At 50.4% G+C, this 25607-nt stretch carries 23 protein-coding genes and 5 tRNA genes; 9 read left to right on the top strand and 19 right to left on the bottom strand.

Going from position 1 to position 25607, the window contains the following annotated elements:
* The 3 genes from ACLPHM_RS08210 to ACLPHM_RS08200 all read left to right on the top strand — a co-directional run.
* On the top strand, positions 1-543 hold a 543-nt coding region (locus ACLPHM_RS08210; RefSeq protein WP_430220725.1), incomplete at its 5' end, for a TRAP transporter large permease subunit.
* Between the two features lie 195 nt (positions 544-738).
* Positions 739-1242 carry a peroxiredoxin gene (locus ACLPHM_RS08205; protein ID WP_430220724.1) on the top strand — a complete coding sequence of 168 codons (504 nt, stop codon included), beginning with the start codon at positions 739-741 and terminating at the stop codon, positions 1240-1242.
* A gap of 102 nt (positions 1243-1344) precedes the next feature.
* Complete coding sequence (locus tag ACLPHM_RS08200; RefSeq protein WP_430220723.1) at positions 1345-2694, top strand: MFS transporter; 1350 nt, start codon at positions 1345-1347, stop codon at positions 2692-2694.
* Here ACLPHM_RS08200 and ACLPHM_RS08195 read toward each other — a convergent pair.
* Both ACLPHM_RS08195 and bioB read right to left on the bottom strand, forming a co-directional pair.
* Entirely contained in the window at positions 2651-3514 is an 864-nt protein-coding gene (locus ACLPHM_RS08195; RefSeq protein ID WP_430220722.1) for an EamA family transporter, read from the bottom strand. The two genes, ACLPHM_RS08200 and ACLPHM_RS08195, sit on opposite strands and share 44 nt — an antisense overlap.
* A gap of 12 nt (positions 3515-3526) precedes the next feature.
* Positions 3527-4546, bottom strand: a complete 1020-nt coding sequence (gene bioB / locus ACLPHM_RS08190; protein WP_430220721.1) for a biotin synthase BioB — start codon at positions 4544-4546, stop codon at positions 3527-3529.
* A 299-nt stretch (positions 4547-4845) separates the two neighbouring features.
* Between bioB and ACLPHM_RS08185 the strand changes: the two genes are divergently transcribed.
* Positions 4846-6126: an acyl-CoA thioesterase/bile acid-CoA:amino acid N-acyltransferase family protein gene (locus ACLPHM_RS08185; protein ID WP_430220720.1), complete on the top strand. Its 1281-nt coding sequence runs from the start codon at positions 4846-4848 to the stop codon at positions 6124-6126.
* Positions 6127-6200: 74 nt separating this feature from the next.
* Here the strand turns inward: ACLPHM_RS08185 and ACLPHM_RS08180 are convergent, their stop codons facing one another.
* Together ACLPHM_RS08180 and ACLPHM_RS08175 are read right to left on the bottom strand one after the other, a co-directional pair.
* Complete coding sequence (locus tag ACLPHM_RS08180) at positions 6201-6800, bottom strand: nitroreductase family protein (protein WP_430220719.1); 600 nt, start codon at positions 6798-6800, stop codon at positions 6201-6203.
* A 52-nt stretch (positions 6801-6852) separates the two neighbouring features.
* Positions 6853-7566, bottom strand: coding sequence for a pirin family protein (locus ACLPHM_RS08175; RefSeq protein ID WP_430220718.1), 714 nt, complete (start codon positions 7564-7566; stop codon positions 6853-6855).
* A gap of 153 nt (positions 7567-7719) precedes the next feature.
* On the opposite strand from ACLPHM_RS08175, the gene ACLPHM_RS08170 reads away from it, so the two are divergent.
* From ACLPHM_RS08170 to ACLPHM_RS08160, 3 genes are all read left to right on the top strand, one after another.
* Positions 7720-8640 (top strand): LysR family transcriptional regulator, encoded by a 921-nt coding sequence (locus ACLPHM_RS08170; protein WP_430220717.1) that lies wholly within the window; start codon positions 7720-7722, stop codon positions 8638-8640.
* An 18-nt stretch (positions 8641-8658) separates the two neighbouring features.
* Positions 8659-9468 (top strand): helix-turn-helix domain-containing protein, encoded by an 810-nt coding sequence (locus ACLPHM_RS08165; protein ID WP_430220716.1) that lies wholly within the window; start codon positions 8659-8661, stop codon positions 9466-9468.
* Positions 9469-9545: 77 nt separating this feature from the next.
* On the top strand, positions 9546-10157 hold the full coding sequence (locus ACLPHM_RS08160) for a LysE family translocator (protein ID WP_430220715.1): 612 nt from the start codon (positions 9546-9548) through the stop codon (positions 10155-10157).
* Positions 10158-10265: 108 nt separating this feature from the next.
* On the opposite strand, the gene ACLPHM_RS08155 is transcribed toward ACLPHM_RS08160, so the two are convergent.
* Both ACLPHM_RS08155 and ACLPHM_RS08150 read right to left on the bottom strand, forming a co-directional pair.
* Positions 10266-10342: transfer RNA gene (locus ACLPHM_RS08155), tRNA-Asp, on the bottom strand.
* A gap of 37 nt (positions 10343-10379) precedes the next feature.
* A tRNA-Glu gene (locus ACLPHM_RS08150) sits at positions 10380-10455 on the bottom strand.
* A 281-nt stretch (positions 10456-10736) separates the two neighbouring features.
* On the opposite strand from ACLPHM_RS08150, the gene ACLPHM_RS08145 reads away from it, so the two are divergent.
* Entirely contained in the window at positions 10737-11333 is a 597-nt protein-coding gene (locus ACLPHM_RS08145) for a pseudouridine synthase (RefSeq protein ID WP_430220714.1), read from the top strand.
* Between the two features lie 201 nt (positions 11334-11534).
* On the opposite strand, the gene ACLPHM_RS08140 is transcribed toward ACLPHM_RS08145, so the two are convergent.
* The 3 genes from ACLPHM_RS08140 to ACLPHM_RS08130 all read right to left on the bottom strand — a co-directional run bounded on the left by ACLPHM_RS08140 (position 11535) and on the right by ACLPHM_RS08130 (position 11828).
* Positions 11535-11611 (bottom strand) — tRNA-Asp (locus ACLPHM_RS08140).
* Between the two features lie 37 nt (positions 11612-11648).
* A tRNA-Glu gene (locus tag ACLPHM_RS08135) sits at positions 11649-11724 on the bottom strand.
* Between the two features lie 28 nt (positions 11725-11752).
* Positions 11753-11828, bottom strand: a tRNA-Ala gene (locus tag ACLPHM_RS08130).
* A 344-nt stretch (positions 11829-12172) separates the two neighbouring features.
* On the opposite strand from ACLPHM_RS08130, the gene ACLPHM_RS08125 reads away from it, so the two are divergent.
* A complete protein-coding gene (locus ACLPHM_RS08125) occupies positions 12173-14302 on the top strand; it encodes a putative bifunctional diguanylate cyclase/phosphodiesterase (protein WP_430220713.1) in 2130 nt (709 codons plus the stop codon).
* A gap of 19 nt (positions 14303-14321) precedes the next feature.
* Here ACLPHM_RS08125 and lnt read toward each other — a convergent pair whose 3' ends face one another.
* From lnt to queA, 10 genes are all read right to left on the bottom strand, one after another.
* Positions 14322-15938, bottom strand: a complete 1617-nt coding sequence (gene lnt, locus ACLPHM_RS08120) for an apolipoprotein N-acyltransferase (RefSeq protein WP_430220712.1) — start codon at positions 15936-15938, stop codon at positions 14322-14324.
* Entirely contained in the window at positions 15935-16810 is an 876-nt protein-coding gene (locus ACLPHM_RS08115) for an HlyC/CorC family transporter (protein WP_430220711.1), read from the bottom strand. The genes lnt and ACLPHM_RS08115 overlap by 4 nt, the downstream gene beginning before the upstream one ends.
* A 59-nt stretch (positions 16811-16869) precedes the next feature.
* Positions 16870-17361, bottom strand: a complete 492-nt coding sequence (gene ybeY, locus ACLPHM_RS08110) for an rRNA maturation RNase YbeY (protein WP_430220710.1) — start codon at positions 17359-17361, stop codon at positions 16870-16872.
* Positions 17351-18391, bottom strand: a complete 1041-nt coding sequence (locus ACLPHM_RS08105) for a PhoH family protein (protein ID WP_430220709.1) — start codon at positions 18389-18391, stop codon at positions 17351-17353. Before ACLPHM_RS08105 ends, ybeY begins: the two co-directional genes overlap by 11 nt.
* The gene (miaB, locus tag ACLPHM_RS08100; protein WP_430220708.1) at positions 18388-19785 is read right to left on the bottom strand and encodes a tRNA (N6-isopentenyl adenosine(37)-C2)-methylthiotransferase MiaB; all 1398 of its coding nucleotides are present in this window, start codon (positions 19783-19785) and stop codon (positions 18388-18390) included. Before miaB ends, ACLPHM_RS08105 begins: the two co-directional genes overlap by 4 nt.
* 159 nt (positions 19786-19944) lie before the next feature.
* Positions 19945-20907, bottom strand: coding sequence for a protein translocase subunit SecF (gene secF, locus ACLPHM_RS08095; protein WP_430220707.1), 963 nt, complete (start codon positions 20905-20907; stop codon positions 19945-19947).
* A 12-nt stretch (positions 20908-20919) separates the two neighbouring features.
* Complete coding sequence (gene secD / locus ACLPHM_RS08090; RefSeq protein WP_430220706.1) at positions 20920-22794, bottom strand: protein translocase subunit SecD; 1875 nt, start codon at positions 22792-22794, stop codon at positions 20920-20922.
* A gap of 59 nt (positions 22795-22853) precedes the next feature.
* A complete protein-coding gene (gene yajC / locus ACLPHM_RS08085; protein WP_430220705.1) occupies positions 22854-23198 on the bottom strand; it encodes a preprotein translocase subunit YajC in 345 nt (114 codons plus the stop codon).
* A gap of 92 nt (positions 23199-23290) precedes the next feature.
* A complete protein-coding gene (gene tgt, locus ACLPHM_RS08080) occupies positions 23291-24427 on the bottom strand; it encodes a tRNA guanosine(34) transglycosylase Tgt (protein WP_135861688.1) in 1137 nt (378 codons plus the stop codon).
* Entirely contained in the window at positions 24424-25491 is a 1068-nt protein-coding gene (gene queA / locus ACLPHM_RS08075; RefSeq protein WP_430220773.1) for a tRNA preQ1(34) S-adenosylmethionine ribosyltransferase-isomerase QueA, read from the bottom strand. The genes tgt and queA overlap by 4 nt, the downstream gene beginning before the upstream one ends.
* Positions 25492-25607 lie beyond the last annotated feature (116 nt).

Genomic DNA, 25607 nt, shown 5'->3' with positions numbered 1-25607 from the left:
GCCTTTGTGATCGCCGTGTGGGTATACAAAGACGTTAAGCTTAAAGACGTACGCAAGATTGTGTTGGAGTCTGCCGCGATGAGCGCGATGTTGCTGTATATCATTACCAACGCGGTGATGTTTGCCTGCATCTTGACCTCTGAGCAAATTCCACAAGACATTGCTGCGTGGATTGTTGATCAAGGTATGGGCTTGGTAGCGTTCTTGCTGTTTGTGAACGTGCTGCTGTTGATCATCGGTATGGTGATGGAGCCTTCTGGCCTGATTCTGATCATGGCACCTATTCTGTTCCCAGTAGCGATGAAGCTGGGTATGGACCCTGTGCACTTCGGGATTATGCTGGTGGTGAACATGGAGATCGGCTTAGCAACGCCGCCGGTGGGGTTAAACCTCTATGTGGCGTCGAGTATATCGAAGCTAGGGTTAACCGAGGTGACCAAGTCCACCATTCCATGGCTGCTTACAGGGCTGACCTTCTTGATGATTATTACCTTCATCCCAGAAGTGACCTTGTGGTTCCCACGTCTGACCGGATGGCTATAGCGATCTAGATATAGCGGTTATGGCTTGAAACAAACAAGACCTGGTTGGTGTCTGTCACCGCCAGGTCTTGTTGTATCATGTAGACGAGTGATGCAGTGTTATGAGGCTGTCTACGAGATTGTCATGCAGAATACGGCATCATATTAGTGAGCGGCATAGCCGTAGTTTTTTGCAGGTTTATGAGGTGGAGAAACCATGACAATTAAAGTTGGTGACAAAGTACCTAACGCCACATTGGCTGAATACGTACACACAGCGACAGACACATGCGCGCTGGGTCCTAATAGCTTTCAGGTAACAGATGCTGTAGCAGGCAAGAAAATTGTACTGTTTGCAGTACCTGGTGCATTTACACCTACTTGCTCTGAGCAACACTTGCCAGGCTTTATTGCCAAAGCAGCCGAGTTCAAAGCTAAAGGCGTAGACGAAATCTGGTGCGTAGCCGTTAACGATGCATTCGTAATGGGCGCATGGGCTAAGGATCAAAAAGCTGACGGCAAAGTGCGCTTGTTGGCAGATGGCAGTGGCGACTGGACCGCTAAACTGGGTCTAGAGTTGGATCTGACCGCTAAAGGTTTGGGCGTACGTTCACGTCGTTACTCCGCATTGCTGGAAGACGGTGTAGTTAAAGTTCTGAACCTAGAAGATGGTGGTGGCTACGAACGTAGCGATGCCGAAACGCTGTTGAAACAGCTATAGGGCAGACAGTTTTCTCCTCGGTGTTGCGTTACACCAAGGGTGAGAAAAGAAGTAAATCTGCCGGCCTTTGGGTCGGCAATTTTTTAGAAAATGGACCGTGGCATGGTAGGCTCTGTAGGCGCGTTTTTTTCCTTGTATCTGGCAACGTTGGTATTGTTAACAGGCTCTGGCTTGTTCAATACCTTTATTGGTTTGCGACTGTCAGAACAATCCGTCTCTGAGGTGTGGATTGGTGGATTGATTGCCGCGTACTACTTCGGTTTGGTGGTAGGCGCTAGGGCAGGCCACCGATTGATCATTGGGGTAGGGCACATACGTGCTTATGCTGCCAGTGCAGCGATGTTGACGGTCTGTATTCTGGCACAAATACTCGTAGATAATATGTGGTTATGGCTGGGGCTGCGCTTTTTAGCGGGTGCCGCCATGGTGACCCAGTACATGGGTATTGAAAGTTGGTTAAACGAACAAACCGATAATGAAAAGCGCGGTGTGGTTTTTGCCTTTTACATGCTGATGTCCAGTCTAGGGACTGTATTAGGGCAAGTGGTGCTGACCTTATTCCCCGAGCTGGATTACAAACCATTGGTGTTCGTCGCTATCTGTTCGGTGTTTAGTTTGGTGCCTATTGCACTGACTAGACGCATGAGTCCGGCCTTGCAGGTGCCTGCCCCCATTAATGCCCGTTATTACCTTGAGCGTGTTCCCATGTCGATGGTGGTGCTCTTTGTGTCGGGCATGATTACCGGTTCTTTCTATGGCTTGGCACCCGTGTATGGGGTGCGCATAGGCCTAGGTAATGATGAGGCCGCTCTGTTTGTGGCGGTATCGGTAGCGGCAGGTGTATTGGCACAGTGGCCGGTGGGGTGGTTGGCAGATAGGTTTAATCGAGTGGTGTTGATACGTATTAACGCCGTGACCTTAACCGTATTAGCTATTCCACTATGGGGATGGCTGGATATCCCCTTTCAGGTGCTGTTAGGGTTGGGGGCTGCCATTGGTGTTTTGCAGTTCACCTTGTATCCACTGGGTACGGCGTTGGCGAACGATAACGTAGACCCTGAACGTCGGGTGGGTCTGAGTGCCATTTTGTATATTATGTATGGCTTAGGCGCCTGTATTGGCCCCTTAATGGTGGGGGTACTGATGAATACCGTCAGCAGCGCATTGTTCTATGTGTTTGTGGCTGCCTGCAGTGTGTCGTTGGTATTGGTGGTTCGTCCACAGAAGGTCACTGGTCAGCATTTAAGCCCTGATGCGCCCACTGAGTTTGTGCCTATGCCTGAATCAAGTGTGGCGGCAGTGCTAGACCCTAGGGTGGATATCAGCAGTGATATTTCTCACGACCCGGTCATCGAAGAAGATGGCCCCGAGCTGGATGAGTTCACCCCGCCGGAGCCGGATGCTGCACTTAACGGGGAAACAGCAGCAGAATCGACGCCACCGCCAAAATAATCCCGACAATATTTAGCCAAGATAGCTTTTCTCTAAAGAATCCTGCCCCAATTAAGGTGCCTAGGCTGATGACACCAATGTTCATCGCTGAAAATACGAGGGTAGGGTTCTCGGCATAATGCTGATGGGCGCGTATGTAGAAGTAAATATTGCTGAAATTCAGCACGCCCAACAAAATGCCTGATAACAAACTGCGGCGGGACCAGCGTGTGCGTTGTAGCAATAACCATGTCAGCATGACTACCCCGGCAATGGCAAAGCTCACTACCAAGCTGCCTGCAAACTGGGCACCTGCTTTAGATAACTGTTTAAACAGAATATCAATGACCCCATAACCTAGCCACACGATCAGTAACCAGAGGGTGCCGTGTTGGCTGGTGTGTTGGGGGGAGGTAGAGGCAGTGGTAGAAGCCTTGGAGCGGGACAACAAACACAGCAAAGCCACTAAGGCCAAGGCAATGCCGTAACCTTTATAGCCGGTGACGGACTCACCAAAAATGAAGACAGCGGCTAATAGCGGTATGAGCAAAGACAGGCGTTGTGCGGCATCGCTACGCACAATACCTGCCTGTTCTACCGCCTTACCCATGATTAAAAACACACTGGGTAATAAAACACCTAAACTTCCTAGCACCCAAAATGACGTATTGCCTGCCAATACACTCATAGGGTCAGGGCGTAACAGCAACACGCATAGGGTGATAGCTGTCAGGTAGTTAATAACCACAGCCTGACCTATATCCAGCTGGTAACGGCGTGCCAACTTAAAAAGAATTGAAACGCCTACGCTGCAGGCAATGCTGATAAGAAGTAGATGCATGGTGGTAAGGGATTACAAGGCTTCTAACACTGCTTGTGGGCCTGGGGTAGGCTCTACGGCGTGTGCGTCATGGGGTTGGGTGTAGCAATGGCTGTTTAGGCCTAAGGAGTGCAGCAGTTGCTTATCAGCCATGAACTGTGGGTTCTCGGTGGTGAGCAATTGATCGCCATAAAAAATAGAGTTCGCACCCGCCATAAAGCATAAGGTTTGCATGGTGTCGCTCATGCTAGAGCGGCCGGCAGACAAACGCACCGCTGCAGTGGGCATGGTGATACGGGCAATAGCGATAGTGCGTACGAATTCTAAATCATCCAACGCGGCATTATTGGCCATAGGTGTGCCAGGAATGGGCGCAAGTTGGTTGATGGGTACAGACTCAGGATAGGGGTTGCGATTGGCTAATTGAGCAATCAGCGCCGCCCGCTGTTCTCGGGATTCACCCAGCCCTACAATGCCACCGCTACAGGTATTCAAGCCTGCGGCCTGTACTCTATCTAGGGTATCTAACCTATCTTGATAGCTACGCGTGGTGATGATCTTGCTGTAGTAGTCTTCTGAGGTGTCTAAGTTGTGGTTGTAGTAATCCAAACCACCTTCTTTAAGCCGTTCTGCTTGGCCTGGTTTCAGCATGCCCAAGGTCACACAGCTCTCCATACCTAAGGATTTCACGGCTTGGATCAGCTCAATCACTTTATCCAGTTGCGCCTCACTCGGTGAGCGCCAGGCCGCACCCATACAAAAACGAGTCGCACCATTGGCTTTGGCATTCAAGGCAGCCTCAATCACTGCCTCTTTATCTAGCAGTTTCTCTGCCTGAACTCCGGTATTGTATTTGGAGGATTGGGAACAGTATGAGCAGTCCTCAGGGCAGCCACCAGTTTTGATAGAAAGCAAGCTAGAGAGCTGTATACGATTGGCATCGTGGTGTTGTCTATGTACAGTTTGAGCTTGCCAAACTAAGTCCATAAAGGGTTGTTCGTACAGAGCTAATACAGCTTTGACGGACCAGGGGGCGATATGAAGAGTGGTCATGCCAAATCTCCTTGAAAACGGAGATCTCACTATAGGCAAGTGTGTGACAAATTAAAGGTGATGAATGGCTGTAAATGTGTCATTGAAAAAGCGTAGGAAGCAGAAAATAAAGATAAATATGCATTTTTTACGCTTTACTTCGCTCTATTGGCGTTAATTTTAGTTACATATAATAATGTAAGTAAATATTACTCATAGTGTGTGGATAGCGTGATAGGGCAAAATATCCAGTAAATGGGGTAATGTTAGTAGCCTAGGTGTAGCGCTGGCTGGTGCTCAAATAATAACGGGAGAATGGCATGCTCAATCTAGTAGTAACGCCTGTGGATGCAGGGATAGATGTTCCGCGCCAGATCTCTGTACGTGGAGCGGTTCCGGGTGAGAAGGTCGCTATCAGTGCCTCGACGGTAAGGCAGGGCGTGCGCTGGACTAGTTATGCAGAGTTTGTGGCGGATGACCGGGGGTGCGTAGAGCTAGCGAAGCAAGTGCCTGACTCCGAGGACAGTACGTATGATGTGGCTGACGCGATGGGGTTGATCTGGTCGCAATTACCGCAGGTAGACACCGCGCGAGAAGTCTTTAACCAGTCGGTGTTTGATCCGCTGGTAACCACCATAGGGGTGCGCAGTGGTGTGAATGATGTCAGCACTACCTTAATACAGCGTGTTGCTACAGCAGGAGTGACGCGAATCGAGGTAGAAGAAGACGGTGTGTACGGCGTATTGTTTCTGCCTGAGCGTGCTGCTTCTTGTCCGGCGATCATGGTGCTGGGCGGTTCAGAGGGTGGCGTGCAAGAGCATCAGGCTGCTTTGTATGCGTCACACGGTTATGCGGCATTGGCGTTGGGTTACTTTAGAGTGCCAGGGCGGTCAGACTATATTTCGCATACTGATCTAGAGTATTTTCAGCAGGCACTCGCGTGGTTGCGTATGCGAGTACAACCCCTGAACGATTTTGTGGCTATCAGTGGTTTTTCCAGAGGGGCTGAGCTTGCCTTGTTGTTGGCCGCTACCTATCCCCAAGCGGTGTCAGCAGTGATTGCGTTTGCGCCCAGTGCGTTTGTGCACAGTTCACAGAGTGCGGCAGACCCAGACGAAGGCAGAGAAGCGCCGGCGTGGTTTGTGCAGGGCGAGCCATTGTGCCATCTTTGGCAAAATAATAGACATGCTTCGTGGGAGGCGTTTGACAGTAGCGTGCCTCACAGGCATGAGTTGGCGATACAGACAGCGCTGCAAGATATTGCTGCAATGGATGCAGCGCGCATTCCTGTGGAGCATATACAAGGGCCTGTGCTGTTGCTATCGGGTACGGATGATGGTGTGTGGCCTGCTAGTCGGTTTTGTCAGATGGTCGTAGATCGTTTGGCGGCCAGAGCTGAGCCTGCACTGGTGCAGTGGATTAACACGCCACATGCCGGCCATGCCATACGTTTCCCGTATGTGCCAACGTCGCAATCTACGTATTTGCACCCAATTTCTAGGCTGTTATGCACAACGGGTGGGCAACCTTATGCTGATGCGTGGGCTGGCCGTGAGTCGTGGTCTGCTGTTTTAGCGTTTCTGCGTACTGTGAGCCGATAACGGTGGTACAACGAAATACAGCCCTTCATCATGAAGGGCTGTATTTCGTTTGAGCGGCAAACACTCAAGGGCGATTAGGCAAATACGTAGAAGCGTTCAGCATCATCCATGAAAGTTTTGTCGCCAATCTCTTGTTCGTGAGAACCGAATGGCATTTGTGCGCGCAGTTTCCATGATGCGGGCAAATTCCATTCTTTAGCAGCAGCTTCGTCTGGCAGCGGGTTGTAGTGTTGCAAGCTGGCTCCAATATCGGCTTCGGCTAATGCGGTCCACACGGCCAATTGAGCCATACCACTAGCTTGCTCAGACCAGATAGGGAAGTTGTCTGCGTAGGCTGCAAACTTCTCTTGCAAGCCACGTACGGTGTCTTGGTCTTCATAGAACAACACTGTACCAGCGCCAGCGGCGAAGCTATTGATTTTGGCTTCGGTAGGAGCGAAAGATTCGGCGGGAACAATACGGCGCAATTCAGCTTTGACGATTTCCCAGAATTTCTCGCTTTCTTTGCCAAACAAAATCACAGCGCGGGAGCTTTGTGAGTTGAAAGAAGAAGGCGACAGACGAATCGCGTCTTGAATCAGGGTAGTCACTTCAGCTTGGGACATAGGCAGTGTTTTGCCCAAAGCGTATTGTGTACGACGATTTTTTAGTGCGGCAAGGTAGGTGTTGCTCATGGTTGTGTTCCTGTTTGAGTGTTGGGTCAAAAATAGCGGGTAATAATAACGGTTAATTCACAGCAGGTGCATCTACAAATACCAACTCAGCATCTTCTATGGCTGTGATACGTACGGTAGATTCTTGGTGAATAGCCGCCCCGTCTCTGGCGTTCAGAATTAGGTTGTCATTCACTTTCACCTGACCGCTGGCAGGTACTAAGTAGCCATACCGTTCTGGTGATGCAAAGTCATAATCAATGCTTTCACCAGCTTTGAGGGTGGCGCCTAATACGCGAGCATTGGTGCGTATGGGTAGGGCATCACCATCTTCGGCAAAGCCGCTGGCGAGCGCCACAAAACGGTTAGCGCGATCATCTTTAGGAAATGGTCTGGCACCCCATGATGGGGCTACCCCGCGTTGGGTGGGCAGAATCCAAATCTGGAAGATGCGCGTGGTGTCTGGCTCCAAGTTGTACTCAGAGTGCACAATGCCGTTGCCTGCGCTCATGACTTGTACATCACCTGCTTCGGTGCGGCCTTGGTTGCCTAGGCTATCTTGGTGTGTGATAGCGCCTTCACGCACATAGGTAATGATTTCCATGTCAGCGTGAGGGTGCGGCGGAAAGCCGGTGCCCGATTCGATGGTATCATCGTTCCACACACGTAGAGCGCCCCAGTGCATACGTTTAGGGTTGTGGTATTCAGCAAAGGAAAAGTGATGTTTGGCGTCTAGCCAGCCGTGGTGTGCGCCACCTAAGCTAGTAAAAGGACGATGTTCAATCATGGCTGCTCCTTGTCAGAACAATCTTTATCATGTGTCTAGTGTACGAGTCGCCACCTCTGCTGAGAATCCAAAATCAGGAATAGCATCCTTTCCATTTTTGATGTGATCTCTACAATAAGTGACGCTATACGTGAACTTTTTGCTGTGAGCTAAATGAGAAAACTACCAGATCTTGAGGCGTGGGCTATCTTTGCTACCGTGGCTTCCACCGGTTCGTTTGCGCGCGCAGCTGAAGAGTTGTCGTTATCGCCTGCTACGGTCTCCAAAGCTATTACTCGCTTAGAGCAGCGCATGAAAACCATGCTGTTTCACCGTACATCGCGCAGTATGTCGCTTACTGAAAGTGGGCATGTGGCCTTAGAGCGTGCGACGCGTATTTTGGAAGAGGGCGAAGCTGTAGAGGCCGAAATCACCGAACAGTCACAAAGCCTGCGCGGCATGATACGAGTGTCTGCGCCCATGTCTTTTGGTCTAACAAGTTTGGCGCCGTTATTGCCAGCTTTTCTCAAGGCGAACCCAGAGGTAGAGCTAGATATACAGTTCAATGATGAGCATGTAGATTTGGTGGCTGAGGGCTTTGATCTGGCTGTGCGTATTTCTAACCTCGTGGATTCCAGTTTGTTGGTGCGCAATATTTGCAAAGTACGTATTTTGTTAATGGGGGCGCCATCATATTTGAAAGAGTACGGCGAGCCCAAACACCCTATGGAGTTAGCGCATCACAAGGCCTTGCTCTATACCTACTCCAAAGCGGGCATGAGCTGGCGTTTTAAGCATCCAGTAAAAGGTGAGTTTGTGCAGCATTTACCGCCGGTGTCGCTGCGTGCTAATAATTCGGACGGATTGCAGCCTGCGCTGTTAGAGGGGTTGGGGTTGGCCTTGTTGCCAGATTTCTTGGTGTGGAAGCACCTACAAAGCGGTGCGTTACGCCATGTGATGCAAGACTGGGAGGCGGAGTCTGTCTCGTTGTCATTGGTCACGCCGCCAGGGCGCAAGCGACCCATGCGGGTGCAAGCTTTTATGGATTATTTGGCAAGTAGCTTGGCACAGGCGCCGTGGGTGCGGGCTGAGTAATTACCAGCTCAGGAGGTTATGGTGTCCAGACATGCATTTAGCATAAAGCGCATCGCTGATTTGGGTATTGAGATTGTCGAGGCAGAGAGCGGTCGGCATTTTGCTAAGCATGTGCATGAGCATTACGGTATAGGAATGCTTATTCAGGGCGCGCAGCGTTCCTCAAGTGGTAGGGGGCAAGTTGAGGCGACTGCGGGTGATTTGATTTCTGTGAATCCTGCTGAGGTGCATGATGGTATGCCTATAGGGGATGTGCGTAGGTGGCACATGCTGTACTTTGATCCGGCGATTATTGCTGCGCAATTTTCAGAGATAACGGCAGACACCGGGTTTAGCTGGCATGAGTTCGCGTACCCAGTCTTAACCCGGCCCTATGCGGCGGAAATATTTAGTGCCTTGTATAGCGGCCTAACCAAACAGGTTCTGCATCCAACTCCTTTGGCTCTGGAAGAGCGTTTGCTTTTGTTGCTGGAGTTCTTTGTAGATAGGCCTATCCCCGCTTCGCCGCGATTGGGTGGTGCGGCTTCTAAAGCACAAAGCATGATTGATGATAATCCTCTAGCTGAACTGTCTTTGGAGCAGTTGGCGGGTGAGGCAGGCTTAAGTCGTTTTCAATTAGTGCGTGCTTTTTCTAGACTGACGGGCTTAACGCCACATGCTTATGTGGTGCAGAAACGGGTGCATTTGGCCAAGCAGTTAATTGGTAAGGGTGTGGCGTTGGCCGAGGCCTCGTATGCCAGTGGCTTTTCAGATCAAAGTCATATGACACGGCATTTTGTACGCAGCTTTGGGTTTTCACCGGGTTTATATGCACGGCACTGTTCGTAGCGCGGCTGCAATTTCGTCCAAGATACGCTGAACACATACTGAGATAGTTAGGCCTTCATTGTGATGGAGGCTTTTTTATGAGTATGGAGTTTGTGCTGACTTCGTTAATGATTATTGTGTCGCCAGGGATTGGCGTGATCTATACGATTGCGGCGGGGTTATCGGGCGGTTTGCGTGCCAGCATGGTGGCAGCCCTAGGTTGTACTTTAGGGATTGTTCCGCATGTGTTGGTGGCAATAAGCGGATTGGCTGTGGTGCTGCATACTAGTGCAATGGCATTTCAACTGCTTAAGTATGTGGGAGTGGGGTATTTGATCTATATGGCCATAGCTATGTTGCGAGCACAGGGCGCATTGCGTTTCGAAGGTGCACCAGTGGAGCGGTCAAACAAAGGTGTGATTCTTTCCGCTGTTTTGATTAATCTGCTGAATCCCAAGTTATCGATTTTCTTTTTTGCTTTCTTGCCGCAGTTTGTGCGTGTGGATGCGGCAATGCCTATGAACCAAATGCTATGGCTAAGTGCTGTGTTTATGCTGATGTCGCAGTTGGTTTTTATGCTGTATGGTGCGTGTGCAGTGAGCGTGAGGCGCTATGTCATTACCAATGTGCGAGTGCAATTATGGATGCGACGCGTATTCGGTGCTGCTTTCTTGGGGCTTTCGGTGCAGTTGGCGTTGATGCAGCGATAAAGAATATGATGTTGCTGGCTTGGGGGAAGGCAGGATCACCAGAGGCGATCAAGATAGTGCACAGGAAAAGAAAAAAGCCTTTGATTTCTCAAAGGCTTTTTAAATTCTTGGCGGAGCGGACGGGACTCGAACCCGCGACCCCCGGCGTGACAGGCCGGTATTCTAACCAACTGAACTACCGCTCCAGCAGTAGTGTTTTTAAAGCATTGCCAAAATAAGCTTTGGCGTCCCCACGGGGATTCGAACCCCGGTACCTACCGTGAAAGGGTAGTGTCCTAGGCCTCTAGACGATGGGGACTTAGGACTTCAAACAGCTAAGAAAAAGAGTATAGCAACTATATCTTCTTACTGTCAACTAATTTATGAGCTATTGCGAACGGTTTTATTAGAAATTATCGTATTCTCTGCTGTGTGGTCGTAAAGACGGTGGGTGCGGTGATCGGCTGGTGTAGGTTGGATGAGGATTCAAACGCATCACGTATGGCAGTAGCTCTGGCTGCGATGCGTGCTGGGGTGAGATAATCAGAGGTTCATCACTGTGTTGGTGTTGAAAATGGTGTGTACAGAAGGAAATGGGTAATGCGAAACGGGTATGGCAATAGACGCGAAAAAACAGTGTCTACAGCAGCAGCTAAACGCAGCAGATTAATTGTGTTGAATAAGCCGTATGGTGTGTTGACGCAATTCAGTGACAATCAAGGTAGGGAAACGTTAGCTGACTATGTGCCCGTGAAAGAGGTATACCCGGCGGGGCGTCTTGATAGAGACAGTGAAGGTTTATTGCTGCTAACGAATGATGGGCGTTTGCAGGCACGTATTGCCGAGCCGCGTTATAAGATGTCTAAAACCTATTGGGCGCAAGTGGAAGGCGTGGTCAACGAAGAGCAGCTACAGCAGTTGCGTCAGGGGGTGTTGCTTAAAGATGGTATGACTCAACCCGCTGAGGCGGAGTTGTTGAAGGATCCTGAGCTTTGGCCGCGTAATCCACCCATACGGTACAGGGCCAGTATTCCAACAAGTTGGATTAGCCTAACGATTAGCGAAGGTAAAAACCGGCAAGTGCGACGTATGACGGCTGCGGTGGGGTTGCCAACGTTGCGTTTAGTGCGTGTGCGTATCGGTGAATGGCAATTGGATGGTTTGCAGCCTGGGGAGTGGCGCGAAGTTATTCTGTAGCGGGCAGTGCTTGTTGCTTTGGTTTGCGGCTAGCTAAGTCGTGAGATTGCTCTGCTGTGGCAATGAGTAAGTATGGTGCTTTGGCTTGAGTGGAAAAGAAGCACCAAGTAACCGAGAGGGTCACGGATGTTGTGGTGATGATTTCTACAAGCGGTAGAAACAAAAAAAGCCTTTGATTTCTCAAAGGCTTTTTTAAATTCTTGGCGGAGCGGACGGGACTCGAACCCGCGACCCCCGGCGTGACAGGCCGGTATTCTAACCAACTGAACTACCGCTCCAGCAGTAGTGTGTTTACTTCTTTGCCAAAAAAATCTTTGGCGTCCCCACGGGGATTCGAACCCCGGTACCTACCGTGAAAGGGTAGTGTCCTAGGCCTCTAGACGATGGGGACGTAGGACGTAAACAGCTTCTTCGTTTTTTGGTGGAGGTAAGCGGGATCGAACCGCTGACCTCTTGCATGCCATGCAAGCGCTCTCCCAGCTGAGCTATACCCCCTAAGATGTTTGCATTTAACTGCTGCATCAACGAAGAAATGAAATTATGCATGAGTTTTGAGTTTTGTGCAAGCTTTTTGATAAAAGGGCCTAAAACCCCTCTAGAGAATTTGGTTTGTAGTTTTTTGACACACTTTTTAGAGTTGAGAAATCAAATCTGACAAAAATAGTTAAGAAACCACTAGAGAGGCCGTTATCAGGTGGAGTTCGTTCTTTTGACTCGCTATAGGCTGCTGTATCTTCTGTACTCCGCTTTTAGATGAGCTCTGTAGGCTATTTAGTGTTGTGTGGTTGGCAACACTGATTCATGCGCATCTTTCTACTCCGCGATTTTTTGCATCACGAATGAAAAAACTTGATTCTTGCTCTGATGAGTTCTCCACCACAACGGTAGTAGCGTTGGCGGAGGTGTTACGACAACAGTCGTCGGCCCAGAGCGGCTTAGAACACATGATGTCTACATTGCTGAGTACAGCACTGCTTGGAGTGGCGGTAGTGCAAAGAGATAGCTTTCTGTTTGCTAACTCAGTACTGCAGCAAATGCTGGATAGCTCAGAGGGAGCTCTCAAGCAAACTTTGCGTTTTTCTTCACTGCGGCTGCAACCCTATGTTTTACCTGCGTGTGCGGGCAAAACAGAAAAAACCGCGCATTCAATAGAAGATGTGCATTACGAGTGCAGGTGGCAAACCCCTAAAGGTAAGTTGCTCGATGTAGAGGTGTATTCCGTTGTCATCCCGTGGGGTGACAGTCAGGCCTCTGTTGTGCTGGTGAATGACATTAGCGTACGCAAGCAGTACGAGGCTTCTGCGAGGTTGGCTGGGCTGGTGTACGAGAGTACCTCTGAAGCTATTGTAGTGACCGATGAAGATGGCATTGTGGTGGATGCAAACCCCGCATTTAGTGCCATTACCGGCTATTCCATTGATGAGGTGTTAGGGCAGCGCTTGAATATTTTGGCGTCTGGCAAACAAAGCCCTCAGTTCTACAAAAAAATGTGGGCAGAGCTGGCTGAGTCAGGTCAATGGCAGGGTGATATTTGGAACCGCCGTAAAAATGGCGAAGAATATGCCGAGCGTTTGCACATCAGCACGAGTTGGAACCCTGACGGTACGGTATATAGACGTATAGGTGTATTTTCCGATATCACCAGTCATAAGAAGCGCGAGGCCTTAGTGTGGCGTCAGGCTAACTATGATCATTTGACCAACCTCCCTAACCGACAGCGTTTCCAGGGGCGTTTGCATGAGGCCATGCAAAAATCCATTAAGGAGGGCAGCCCTTTTGCGCTGATTTTCCTAGATTTGGATATGTTCAAGGATGTGAATGACACCTTGGGGCATAACGTAGGTGATGAACTGCTTAAAGAAGTGGGCAGACGCTTACAAACTTGCGTGCGAGATACCGATGCCGTGGCGCGCTTAGGCGGTGATGAGTTCACGGTGATTGTGGCTGGAGTGCAAGACTTGGCAGTAGTCGAGCGCATTTGTCAGCAGATACTAGGTGCATTGGCAAAACCGTACAAGCTGGGCGAAGAGGTGGCCATGATATCCGCCAGCTTGGGGGTCACCATGTATCCAGCAGATGCCGATGATGCGGGTGAGTTACTGAAGAATGCGGATATGGCGATGTACGCTGCTAAAGAATGTGGGCGTAATCAATACTGTTTCTTCTTGCCCGCGATGCGGGAAGCGGTGCAAGCGCGTGTGCAGTTTTCGCGTGATCTGCATATTGCGTTGGCTGAAAACCAGTTTAGGTTGTACTACCAACCTATTATTGATGTGCAAACGGGCAAGGTGTGCAAGGCAGAAGCCTTGATACGCTGGCTGCATCCAGAGTTGGGCTTGGTGCCACCATCAGAGTTCATTCCTTTTGCAGAGGACTCCGGCCTGATCGTAGAGATAGGAAACTGGGTGTTTAATGCAGCGGTAGAGCAGGCTGTGGCATGGCAGTCTTTTGGCAAAGATTTTCAGATCAGTGTGAACGTGTCGCCAGCACAGTTCTATGCCAATGGCGTGAACCCTAAGGATTGGCTGCAACGCATAGAGTCAGCCGGTTTGGATATGTCGTCCATTGTGATCGAGATTACCGAACGTTTGCTGTTGGATACCAATGCCAATGTTACTAAGATTTTGCGCGTGTTCCGAGACGCCGGCATCGCTATTGCTCTGGATGACTTTGGCACGGGTTTCTCGTCACTCACCTATTTGAAGCGTTACCCCATTAACTTCATCAAGATAGATCAGTCGTTTGTGCGCAATATTGAGCCTGGCTCAGAAGACCAAGCCTTATGCGATGCCATGATAGTGATGGCGCATAAGCTGGGCATGGAGGTCATTGCTGAGGGGGTAAGCGCCGAAGTGCAGCTAAGTCTATTGCAAGACGCGGGTTGTGATTATTTGCAGGGCTTTTTGTTCTGCCCGCCAGTGCCCGCTGAACAGTTCCAGCAGTGGATGCAAAACTGGCGTTATCAGTAACGCCAGTTGCTTGCACAGATTAGTCTTGAGTAGGGCGGCGGCGCAGTAAGCGTCCTGCTCCCGCCAGCGCACACACTAATAGCGAGAACACAATAATAGGCGTGTTACCCCAGCGTACATAGGGGGTAAGCCCACTCATGCCTTGTATTTCCACATCTAAAATAGCACGTTGGTTAGGGGTCACCATGGCGAGAATAGCGCCAGTGTGATCAATGGCCGCGGTCGCGCCGGTATTGGTGGCGCGCAGCATAGGACGTGCGGTTTCCATTGAACGTACTCTGGAGATTTGCAGATGTTGACGTAACGCCCACGAATCACCAAACCAGGCTAAATTGCTGCTGTTGATCAACAGGTTGGCGCCGTTGTCTTGGTCGGCTGGTTGTACGGCACGGATAATCTCTTCACCAAACACGTCTTCGTAGCAGATATTGGGTGCTATCAATAGGTTGTTCAGTGAAAAGTTGCGTTGACGTGTGTCGCCGCGTGCAAATTCACCTAAAGGAATTTGCATCATGTCTATGAACCAGCGGAAACCTTGGGGTACAAACTCACCAAACGGCACCAAGTGGTACTTGTTGTACTGCATGGTTTGGCGCTGCTGTATTTCTTTGGCAGTCGTGTCTGGCCCAATCGTAATCAAACTATTAGTGTAGTAAGACGGATTGTTGGGGTCAGACATAGGTACGCCCAGAATCAGTGTCGCGTTTTGTCGCTTAGCAATATCAATCCAAACCTGCCATTCTTGCTCAGGGATTAAATACTGCATCACGGGTACAACGGTTTCGGGCAGCACAATGATTTGTGGCTCAGCACCAGGCTCTTTGGGAGGAAGCGCACTCATGTGTTGATATGTGCGAATGCCATCCAGCAGGTACTGCGGGTCAAATTTTTGTGACTGTGGCACATTGCCTTGAACCAGTCTGACTAGCATGGGCGAGCCTTCTGCTTTTGCCCACTCTACTTGTTGCCAATAGAGGCTTGCTGCACCAATAAAGAGGCTAACTAACAGCGCAACAGCAGGTGATTTTTTCTGCATTTGCGATGGCGTCAGCAAGCTGAGTGCAGCGGCACAAAAGGCAGCACTCCAGCTAATCGCATAGCTACCCAATATGGCAGCCCAACCAGCAAAGAAGCCATCTACATGGGCGTAGGCAATGTTAAGCCACGGAAAACCAGTGAGCAGACTACCGCGTAGCCACTCAAAGAGGGTCCACACTGAAGCGGTGATGGTGGCTAGCAGCAGAGCTTGTAACCAAGGGCGTCCACGGCGTGGTTGTAGCAGGCGTATCAGCCAGATCGCTGCAACGATAAAGAAGGCGAGTACAGCCGCGAGTAAGGCCACAGCAAGCACGGCAAGTGCAGGGTGCAAATTGCCGAAGTCGTGCATGCTGATATAGAGCCAATACAGCCCCGTCGCAAAATTACCTACCCCAAAGATCCATGCTTGCAGTAAGGCTTGTCGCGTGCTGCTGGCATTGAGACTACAGGCAAATAAAACGGCCAGAGTAACTAGCTGGACGAAAGGCAGTGCCTGCAGTGGCAAAGGGTCGGGAGCAAAGCTGGTGGCATGTACGACACCAGCGAGCAGCACGAGAAAGTAGTTGGATTGCCGTGACGGAGTGGTGCTGGCGTTCATGGCGTAGTTGTAGAAGAGTCGTCCGTGTTAGGGAGATCACGTTGCACGTGCAACCATAGTGCGCGTTTAGGGTCGGCACGCAATACTGTAAAGCGTAAGCCTTGGCTGGTGAGGGTTTCACCACGACGGGGAATATGCCCCAACTCGGCGCCTAGCCATCCACCTACAGTGTCGAACTCGTCGTCAGTAAGATGGGTGCCGAATGCATCATTGAAATCTTCGATTTCGGTAATTGCCATCACGCGCCAGCCGTTATGACCAGTTTGGAAGATGGTTTGTTCGGCTTCGTCATCGTATTCGTCTTCGATGTCGCCCACGATTTGTTCTAACACGTCTTCCATAGTGATCAGGCCAGCAGTACTGCCGTGCTCGTCAATCACAATGGCGATATGGTTGCGGCTGACACGGAATTCGTGCAGCAGAACGTTTAAGCGTTTGGTTTCAGGGATAAAGACGGCAGGTCTTACCAAAGGTCGCAAATCAATGCCTGGATTGGCAATGGAGAGCAGGAGGTCTTTGGCTAACAAGATGCCAATAATGTTATCCCTGTCATTTTCATACACCGGAAAACGGGAACGACCGGTTTCGATGATGATAGGCAGTAGCTCTGCCAGAGGGGTGGAAATATCCAGTAGGTCGATTTTTGCGCGGGGAACCATGATGTCTGCCACAGTTTTGCTGGCAACATCCAGTGCGCCGGAAATCATGGCAGCGGCTTCGCTGTCAATGATGCCTCGTTGTTGGGCACTTTGAAGTATCGCTTTGATGTCTTCGCGATCTTCGGGTTCAGGGCGGCGTTTAAATAACCCGCTTAAACGGGCAAGACGCTTCTTCTTTCGGGGCTCAGGGTCTGATGAATGTGAGTCTGACATTGTCCAGTGGACGCGTAATTAAAACACTGAGCATAACCGAAACAGCGGTCAAGTAATAGTTATTTTGCCAGATAAGGGTTAGGGATTTTCAGTAATTGAAGAATCTCTATTTCCAGACTTTCCATATCTTCCGCGTCTTCTGGGTCAATATGATCGTAGCCCAGAGCGTGCAATACACCGTGCACGGTTAAATGTGCGGCGTGTTGTAAAAGTGTTTTCTTTTGTTCTACTGCTTCGCGTTTCAGCACATCGTCACAAATGATGATGTCGGCAGTAATGCGCTGGTTTTCGTCTACGCCGTACTCAAACGTCAGAACGTTAGTTGCGTAGGCTTTGTCACGATATTGACCATTTAATTCGGTCATTTCTTCTGGACCCACCATGCGCAGTGCAAATTGTGCACAGGTAAAAGGTGGCTCTTCACCGGCTTCGTGGTAGACGGCTACAGCGTTATCCAGTGCTTTTTGTACCCAGTTACGCAAGCGCCAGCGAGGCAAAATATCTTGGCAATCACTGGCGTATTGGATGCTGAGGTGTAATTCAGTTTTCATCGTTCTGATGGCTTTCGTAGGCATCAATAATGCGGGCAACCAGCGGGTGACGTACGACGTCCTTGCTGGTAAGTTGGGTAATAGCAATGCCGGGAACGGATTGCAGCACACGTACCGAGTGTTCTAGGCCACTGCGTTGTCCACGAGGCAAATCGACTTGTGTAGGGTCGCCTGTGATCACGGCTTTGCTGCCAAAGCCTATGCGGGTCAGGAACATTTTCATTTGCTCAGATGTGGTGTTTTGCGCTTCATCCAAGATCACAAAGCTGTGGTTCAGTGTGCGACCACGCATGTAGGCCAGTGGTGCGACTTCAATCATTTGTTTTTCAAACAAACGTTGTACTTTGTCGTAGCCCATCAAGTCGTACAGCGCATCGTAGAGTGGACGCAGATAGGGGTCAATCTTCTGGTTTAGGTCGCCAGGCAAGAAGCCCAAGCGTTCGCCGGCTTCTACCGCAGGGCGAGTCAGCACAATACGTTGCACCGCTTCGCGTTCCAGTGCATCAATGGCGCAGGCTACTGCCAGAAAGGTTTTACCCGTACCGGCGGGGCCAATACCAAAACTGATGTCGTGGCTAAGAATCTGGCTGAGGTAATCGCGTTGACGTGGGGTGCGCGGGCGCAGGTCACGGCGGCGAGTACGCAGATTCAGCTCGTCATCATCCAGCGCCGGAGCAGGTGTGCTGGCGTCGACTAATGGTAGGTTTTGGCGCTGTTTGCCTTTGCTGCTGGTTGATTGTGTGCGTTGCTCACGGCTTTTCAGCTCAACCAACCCTAGCTGAATATCATCAATGCTCAGTGCTTTGTGTACGGCTCTGTCGTGAAACCATTCAACGGCTTCTGTAGCGAGGCGTACATCTTTCCCTTGCAAGGTGACGTGATTGCCACGGCGTTTGAGAGTAACGTCAAACGCGTGGGCAATCTGTTTCAGGTTTTCATCTAGTGGCCCACAGAAGTTGGCCAGATGGGTGTTATCACCTTCTAGATGAATGGTGTGAATAGGGTCGGTTGGCGTGTCGTGTTGGCTCATGCAGTAGTTGTGCTTTCAGAGGTCACCATTTCACCACGTAGCGTGTTGGTCATCGCTTGTGTGATGCGTACAGTCACCATTTGGCCAATGAGGCGGGCATTTGCAGGGAAGTTCACAATGCGGTTGTTTTCGGTACGGCCCATCACTTCGTTTTCGTCACGACGGGACAGACGCTCTACCAGCACACGTTGTTCAGTGCCTACCATGGCTTCACCAATAGCGGTAGCTTGCTCGTTAATCAGAGCTTGCAGACGGTGTAAGCGTTCGAACTTTTCTTCTTTGCTGGTGGTGTCTTCGAGATCAGCAGCGGGTGTGCCTGGTCTGCGGGAGTACACAAACGAGAAAGACGTATCAAACCCTACGTCTTGAATCAGTTGCAGGGTTTTTTGGAAGTCTTCTTCGCTTTCGCCAGGGAAGCCTACGATAAAGTCGGAGGACAACGTAATACCAGGGCGAGCCGCACGCAGGCGGCGCACGATAGATTTGAATTCCAATGAGGTGTAGCCACGCTTCATGGCTGCCAGCACGCGATCACTACCAGCTTGTACGGGCAGGTGCAAAAACGGTACCAGTTTAGGTAGTTTGCCGTGCGCTTCGATCAAGCGGGTGGTCATTTCTTTAGGGTGAGACGTGGTGTAGCGAATACGCTCAATACCAGGAATATCGTGTACGTATTCCAGCAGCATCGCGAAGTCAGCAATCTCAGAGCTGTCTTGCATAGGGCCACGGTAGGCATTTACGTTTTGGCCTAGCAGCGTGACTTCTTTTACACCTTGGTCAGCCAAGTCGGCGACTTCGATCAATACGTCTTCAAAGGGACGTGATACTTCCGCACCACGGGTGTAAGGCACCACACAGAAACTACAGTACTTACTACAGCCTTCCATGATAGACACGAAAGCAGTAGAGCCATCAATGCGGGCAGGTGGTAGGTGATCGAACTTCTCGATTTCAGGGAAGCTGGTGTCTACCTGCGAGCGGCCACTATGACGGCGTTGTTTGATCAGTTCAGGCAAACGGTGCAGCGTTTGCGGGCCAAATACCACGTCTACAAAGGGAGCACGCTCAACAATGGCTTGGCCTTCTTGGCTAGCCACACAGCCACCCACGCCAATCACCAGATTGGGGTTTTGCTGTTTGAGGTGACGCACTCTACCTAAGTCAGAAAAGACTTTTTCTTGCGCTTTCTCGCGCACAGAACAGGTATTGAACAAAATGATGTCCGCTTCATCAGGATTGGATGTTAATTCCACAGGGCCTTGCTGATTCAGTACGTCGGCCATTTTTTCCGAATCGTACTCATTCATTTGGCAGCCAAAGGTGCGAATAAACAGTTTGCGGGTAGGGAGCTGCTCGTCTTGAGTAGCAGGAGAGCTAGAGAGTGTATCTTGCATGATAGGTGCCGTAGCGGGTGTAGACTCCGGGGGCAAAAAAATGAAAGCATCTAGTATAACGCGACCGGCAGGGCGACTGTGATGCTGGTGTTGCAGGTGTGGTGTATGTGCGGAAAATAGGTATAAAAAAAGCCAGAGTAAGAACTCTGGCTTTTTTGGTTACCCAAGCACTTCTGCTTCGGAGTCTTCGTCTTTTTTGACGGGTTTGATTAAGTCTTCGCGTTTGATGCCTAGCCACATGGAAATTGCAGCCGCCACAAACACAGAAGAGTAAATACCAAACCAAATACCAATGGTCAGCGCCAACGAGAAGTAATGCAGCGTTGGGCCACCAAAGAACAGCATGGACAGCACCATCATCTGGGTGGAACCGTGAGTGATCACAGTACGTGAGATGATTTGTGTGATAGAGGTATCAATCACATCAGAGGTGGACATACGGCGCTGTTTACGGAAGTTCTCGCGAATACGGTCCATGACCACCACGGACTCGTTCACGGAGTAACCTAATACCGCCAGCACCCCAGCCAATACCGCCAGAGAAAACTCCCACTGGAAGAAGGCGAAGAAGCCCAGAATGATCACCACGTCATGCAAGTTGGCCAGTGCACAAGAGATGGCAAGTTTCCACTCAAAGCGGAATGCCAAGTACACCATGATACCTACCACTACAAAGAGCAGTGCCATCAAGCCGTTATGCACCAGCTCTTGACCCACTTGTGGGCCAACAAACTCAACGCGTCGCAGTTCAACTTTGTTGCTGCTAGAGGCATCTGCGGCTTGCAGTGCACTGAGTACGGCACGGCTTTGTTCGGTACTGGCGTTAGTGTCGCCATCGCCATGAGTTGGAAGGCGAATCATGACATCGCGTGGTGTACCAAAGTTTTGCACTTGGTAATCACGGTAGCCCAAGCCGCCAATGGTTTGGCGTACATCGTCTAGCGGTATAGCTTCTTCGTAGTTGACTTCAATGACGGTACCGCCAGTGAACTCAATAGACAGGTTGAAGCCTCGAGTAACAATGAAAAATACCGCTGCAACAAAGAAAATGGCACTAATTAAGTTCAGCACCAACGCGTGGCGCATGAAGGGGATAGTGCGGGAAATTCTAAAAAATTCCATGTTATTCCCAGCTTACTGTTTGTTATCAGGTTTCCAGACCTGGCCAATAGCCAGACTCTGTAGGCGACGACGTTTGCCATACCACAGGTTTACTAGGGCACGTACACCCACGACGGAAGAGAACATAGAGCTTAGAACGCCCAGAATGTGCACTACCGCAAAACCTCGTACGGGGCCGGAGCCGAATGCCAGCAACGCAATACCAACGATCAAGCTGGTCAAGTTGGAGTCAAAAATGGTGGCCCAAGCGCGGTCAAAACCTAAGTTGATCGCTTGCTGGGGGCTAGCACCGTTTCGTAACTCTTCACGTATACGCTCGTTAATCAGCACGTTGGCGTCAATAGCCATACCCAGCGTCAACGCAATCGCGGCGATACCTGGCAAGGTCAGTGTGGCTTGCAGCATGGATAGCATGGCCAGCAACAGCAACACGTTGAAGGTCAGGCCCAGCGTAGAGAACACACCAAACAACTGGTAGTAAATGATGATGAAGATGGCAATGGCAATAAAGCCGTACAGCGTGGAATCAAAACCTTGTTTGATGTTTTCTGCACCCAAGCTTGGGCCAATGGTGCGCTCTTCAATGATTTTCATTGGTGCGGCCAACGAACCTGCGCGTAGCAGCAGGGCGATATCGGTGGCTTCTTGAGCGTTCATGCTGCCGGAGATCTGTACTTGACCGTTAGGGATTTCTGAACGAATCACCGGGGCAGTCACCACCTCGCCTTTACCTTTCTCAAACAGCACGATAGCCATGCGTTTGTTGATGTTGTTGCGAGTCACATCACGGAAAATACGTGAGCCTTTGTTATCCAGTGTCAGGTTAACGGTAGGCTGTTGTGTTTGTTGGTCACGACCTGGCTGCGCATCTTGCAGGTTTTCGCCTGTCAGTACAATCTGACGGCGCAGCAGCAATGGGCGGCCATCGCGGTCGGTGTAGCGCTCTAAGCCAAACGGTACAGTACCAGCCATCAAGGCGGCTGTAGCGGTTGGGGAGTCATCCACTAAACGGATTTCTAAAGTAGCGGTACGGCCCAGAATTTCTTTGGCTTTAGCTACGTCTTGCACGCCCGGCAACTGCACCACAATACGATCAGCACCTTGTTGCTGAATGACGGGTTCAGATACGCCCAGCTCGTTAATACGATTGCGCAATGTGGTGATGTTCTGACGCAGGGCATTGGTTTGTGCCTGAATCAGTGCTGTCTCAGACAGCGTACCTACCAACTCGATGCTGCCATCTTGGCCGCCATTCACGAATTGCAGGTCAGGTATTTGGCGACGCAATGCCGTCATGGCATCAGAGCGCGCTTCGGTAGACGCTAAAGTCACGACCAACGATAAGTTCTGACGCTCTACGCCTTTTTGCTGAATGTCAGCTTCACGTAATACGGTACGAACCTCAGAGGCTAAGGACTCGTAGCGGCCTGTCAGGGCCCCTTTCATGTCTACTTCCAGCAGGAAGTGAACCCCACCACGCAAATCCAGACCCAAGTGCATAGGTTGTGCGCCAATGGCAGTCAACCAGCTGGGGGATGCGGGCATCAGGTTTAGTGCAACGGTGTATTCAGGGTCGGCAGCATCGGGTACCAGCTCACGCTCAATAATGTCTTTGGCGCGGAACTGGGTGTCGGTTGAGTCAAACCGTACACGAATAGTGCCAGAGGTACCGTGCTGCTCGAAATAGGATCCGGTGGATACAAGGTTGTGACGTTGCAAGATACTTTCAACGCGCGACAAGGTACTTAAATCCACTTTGACCGTGGACTTGGCGGAGGCTACCTGCACTGCTGGCGATTCGCCGTAGAAGTTAGGCAGTGTGTAGATCACGCCTATGATCAGTGCGACCAGTACAGTGAGATATTTCCAGATAGGATAACGGTTCATGGGTACTTCGGCAGAAACGGTACACAAAGCCCGAACGGATGTTCGGGCTGGAGAGAGAATTACAAGCTTTTGATAGTGCCTTTAGGCAGAACAGAACCAACGGCTTGACGTTGCATCAGGATTTCCACAGGCTTTTCGGCCAAGGAGGCAACTTCAACAGTAACGTAGTTGTCTTGCACTTTTGTGATTTTGCCCAGCAAACCACCAGTAGTAATCACTTCGTCGCCTTTGCTCAGGTTGGCTACCAGATTACGGTGCTCTTTCTGACGTTTCATTTGAGGACGGATCATCAGGAAGTACAAGATGACGAACATCAAAATGATAGGCAGCATACCTACCAAAGCATTTTCGCCACCGGCTGCGGCTTGGGCGGGGATAACTGTCAGAATGTCAGCAATAGACATAGAGGCTCCTGTGTGATCGGAATTGTTCTTAAAAAATTAAGCTTTATGTAAGCAAAGCGTTATTGTAGCGACATCTTCTTCGTCTGTAAGACTTATTCTATACCGCGAGAACGGTCGCGTGCGAAAGCCGCTTTCCACTCTTCAAAACGCTCAGCTTCGATAGCATCGCGCATTTCCTGCATGATTTGCAAATAAAAATGCAAGTTATGGTAAGTGTTCAGGCGAGCACCCGCAATTTCATTAGAACGCTGCAAGTGATGCAAATATGCACGAGAAAAGTTCTGGCAGGTATGGCAATGACAGCTAGGGTCTAGCGGTCTGGTGTCATCGCGGTAGCGTGCATTACGGATTTTTACGTCGCCAAAGCGAGTGAATAGCCAGCCGTTACGAGCGTTACGGGTAGGCATTACGCAGTCAAACATATCCACGCCTTGGCTTACGCCCTCTACCAAGTCCTCGGGTGTGCCCACGCCCATCAGGTAACGGGGGGCGTGCTCAGGCAAACGAGGTGTGGTGTGCTGCAAAATGCGGAACATGTCTTCTTTGGGCTCACCTACTGACAAACCGCCTATAGCGTAGCCCTCAAAGCCAATGTCAGTGAGGCCAGCTAAGGACTCTTCGCGAAGGTCTTCGTACATGCCGCCTTGCACAATACCAAATAAGGCATTGGGGTTTTCTAGTGCATTGAACTCATCGCGTGAGCGCTTAGCCCAGCGTAACGACATACGCATGGATTTCGCGGCTTCTTCGTGAGTGGCTGGGCGCTCATCAATAAGATAAGGCGTGCACTCATCAAACACCATGACGATATCGGAATTCAACGCATGTTGAATGCGCATGGATTCTTCAGGCGTTAAAAACATTTGGTCGCCATTAATGGGCGAGGCAAATTTCACACCTTCTTCGGTGATCTTGCGCATACCTTTAAGGCTAAATACCTGAAAACCGCCCGAATCGGTAAGAATGGGGCCATTCCATTGCATAAAGCCGTGCAAGCCACCGTGCTGTTTAATGACTTCAGTGCCAGGGCGTAGCCACAAGTGGAAGGTATTGCCCAGAATGATCTGCGATTTAATTTCGGTGAGTTCGTGGGGCAGCATACCTTTGACGCTGCCATACGTGCCCACAGGCATAAAAATAGGAGTTTGAACCACACCGTGGTTCAACGTGACTTGGCCTCGACGGGCCTTACCATCACGCTTAAGTAGCTTGAAATCTAATCCACTCATGATTGTTGGGCGGCCTCAATAAACATGGCATCGCCATAACTGAAGAAACGGTAATGTTGCTTTATAGCATGGCTATACGCCTGCTGAATAAAGGGGAGTTTTGACAGCGCAGAGACCAGCATAAGCAAGGTGGATTGCGGCAAATGGAAGTTAGTGATCAGCGCATCTATCCACGTAAAGGTGTAGCCCGGCGTAATAAACAGGCGGGTGTCACCCTCAATACTGCCATCAGCATTTTGGTGGCCATTGCATTCTTGGTAACGCACTGCAGACTCCAGTGCGCGTACGCTCGTAGTGCCCACAGCAATAATGCGTCCACCTTGTTCGCGGGTGCGCTGTAGTTTTTCTAAGGTTTCCGATGGTACGAAAAAGCGCTCAGCGTGCATTTGGTGCTCGCTAAGTTGCTCGCTGCGCACAGGCTGGAAAGTACCAGCACCTACATGCAGCGTGACAAAGGCTTGATCAACGCCCAGTTCTTGCAGGCTGTTCAGCAGATTCTCATCAAAGTGCAAGCCAGCCGTAGGGGCCGCGACGGCACCAGGGGCTTCTGCGTAAACGGTTTGATAGCGTTGATCGTCTTCGGCGGTAGGTACTTGCTGAATATAAGGGGGCAAAGGGGTAGCACCGAATTGCTCCAGTGCATCCAAGGCAGGTTGCTCAAACGATAGTTCAAACAACGCGTCCTGACGGCCTGTGACGGTAACCTCTAGTTGCCCATCCGCCAATATCAAGCGGGTACCGGGTTTGGGTGACTTGCTCGCACGTATGTGAGCAAGCGCTTGGTGGGCAGAGGTAATACGTTCTACCAGTACTTCAACTTTACCGCCGCTTTGTTTTTCACCCAGTAATCTGGCTTTGATCACTTTCGTGTTGTTAAACACCAGTAGATCACCTGGCCGCAAAAGCTGGCTGATCTGGCTGAATTGCATATCGGTGAGCAGGCCGGCTGCGTTCAGATGCAGCAAACGGCTGCCTGTGCGCGTGGCTGCAGGAGTTTGGGCAATCAGCTCAGGTGGCAGATCATAGTCAAACTGGGAGAGTTCCAAAGAGGGATCAACGGGCATAACAGAAACTTTGGCCGTGCAAGGTAGAAAACCCGCCATTTTAACGCTGTTGCAGAAAAAACGTTTGGTTTTACACTCTTAACAGGGAAATTTCGTTATGCTGGTGCTTTGTTTTT

The organism is Paenalcaligenes sp. Me131 (genome assembly GCF_050487225.1).
Lineage (GTDB): Bacteria > Pseudomonadota > Gammaproteobacteria > Burkholderiales > Burkholderiaceae_B > Paenalcaligenes.
Note: the sequence above shows the minus strand (reverse complement) of the source record. Positions and strands in the feature narration are given on the sequence as shown.

Bases quoted from the DNA above. Each gene is read 5' to 3' on its own strand.
- ACLPHM_RS08160 (WP_430220715.1), top strand. From the start codon at position 9,546: ATGAGTATGGAGTTTGTGCTGACTTCGTTAATGATTATTGTGTCGCCA.
- ybeY (WP_430220710.1), bottom strand. From the start codon at position 17,361: ATGAAAACTGAATTACACCTCAGCATCCAATACGCCAGTGATTGCCAA.
- ACLPHM_RS08175 (WP_430220718.1), bottom strand. From the start codon at position 7,566: ATGATTGAACATCGTCCTTTTACTAGCTTAGGTGGCGCACACCACGGC.
- yajC (WP_430220705.1), bottom strand. From the start codon at position 23,198: ATGTCTATTGCTGACATTCTGACAGTTATCCCCGCCCAAGCCGCAGCC.
- ACLPHM_RS08170 (WP_430220717.1), top strand. From the start codon at position 7,720: ATGAGAAAACTACCAGATCTTGAGGCGTGGGCTATCTTTGCTACCGTG.
- secD (WP_430220706.1), bottom strand. From the start codon at position 22,794: ATGAACCGTTATCCTATCTGGAAATATCTCACTGTACTGGTCGCACTG.
- ACLPHM_RS08125 (WP_430220713.1), top strand. From the start codon at position 12,173: ATGAAAAAACTTGATTCTTGCTCTGATGAGTTCTCCACCACAACGGTA.
- ACLPHM_RS08200 (WP_430220723.1), top strand. From the start codon at position 1,345: ATGGTAGGCTCTGTAGGCGCGTTTTTTTCCTTGTATCTGGCAACGTTG.
- bioB (WP_430220721.1), bottom strand. From the start codon at position 4,546: ATGACCACTCTTCATATCGCCCCCTGGTCCGTCAAAGCTGTATTAGCT.
- miaB (WP_430220708.1), bottom strand. From the start codon at position 19,785: ATGCAAGATACACTCTCTAGCTCTCCTGCTACTCAAGACGAGCAGCTC.
- lnt (WP_430220712.1), bottom strand. From the start codon at position 15,938: ATGAACGCCAGCACCACTCCGTCACGGCAATCCAACTACTTTCTCGTG.
- ACLPHM_RS08195 (WP_430220722.1), bottom strand. From the start codon at position 3,514: ATGCATCTACTTCTTATCAGCATTGCCTGCAGCGTAGGCGTTTCAATT.
- secF (WP_430220707.1), bottom strand. From the start codon at position 20,907: ATGGAATTTTTTAGAATTTCCCGCACTATCCCCTTCATGCGCCACGCG.
- ACLPHM_RS08165 (WP_430220716.1), top strand. From the start codon at position 8,659: ATGGTGTCCAGACATGCATTTAGCATAAAGCGCATCGCTGATTTGGGT.
- ACLPHM_RS08205 (WP_430220724.1), top strand. From the start codon at position 739: ATGACAATTAAAGTTGGTGACAAAGTACCTAACGCCACATTGGCTGAA.
- ACLPHM_RS08115 (WP_430220711.1), bottom strand. From the start codon at position 16,810: ATGTCAGACTCACATTCATCAGACCCTGAGCCCCGAAAGAAGAAGCGT.
- ACLPHM_RS08180 (WP_430220719.1), bottom strand. From the start codon at position 6,800: ATGAGCAACACCTACCTTGCCGCACTAAAAAATCGTCGTACACAATAC.
- ACLPHM_RS08185 (WP_430220720.1), top strand. From the start codon at position 4,846: ATGCTCAATCTAGTAGTAACGCCTGTGGATGCAGGGATAGATGTTCCG.
- ACLPHM_RS08145 (WP_430220714.1), top strand. From the start codon at position 10,737: ATGCGAAACGGGTATGGCAATAGACGCGAAAAAACAGTGTCTACAGCA.
- tgt (WP_135861688.1), bottom strand. From the start codon at position 24,427: ATGAGTGGATTAGATTTCAAGCTACTTAAGCGTGATGGTAAGGCCCGT.
- queA (WP_430220773.1), bottom strand. From the start codon at position 25,491: ATGCCCGTTGATCCCTCTTTGGAACTCTCCCAGTTTGACTATGATCTG.
- ACLPHM_RS08105 (WP_430220709.1), bottom strand. From the start codon at position 18,391: ATGAGCCAACACGACACGCCAACCGACCCTATTCACACCATTCATCTA.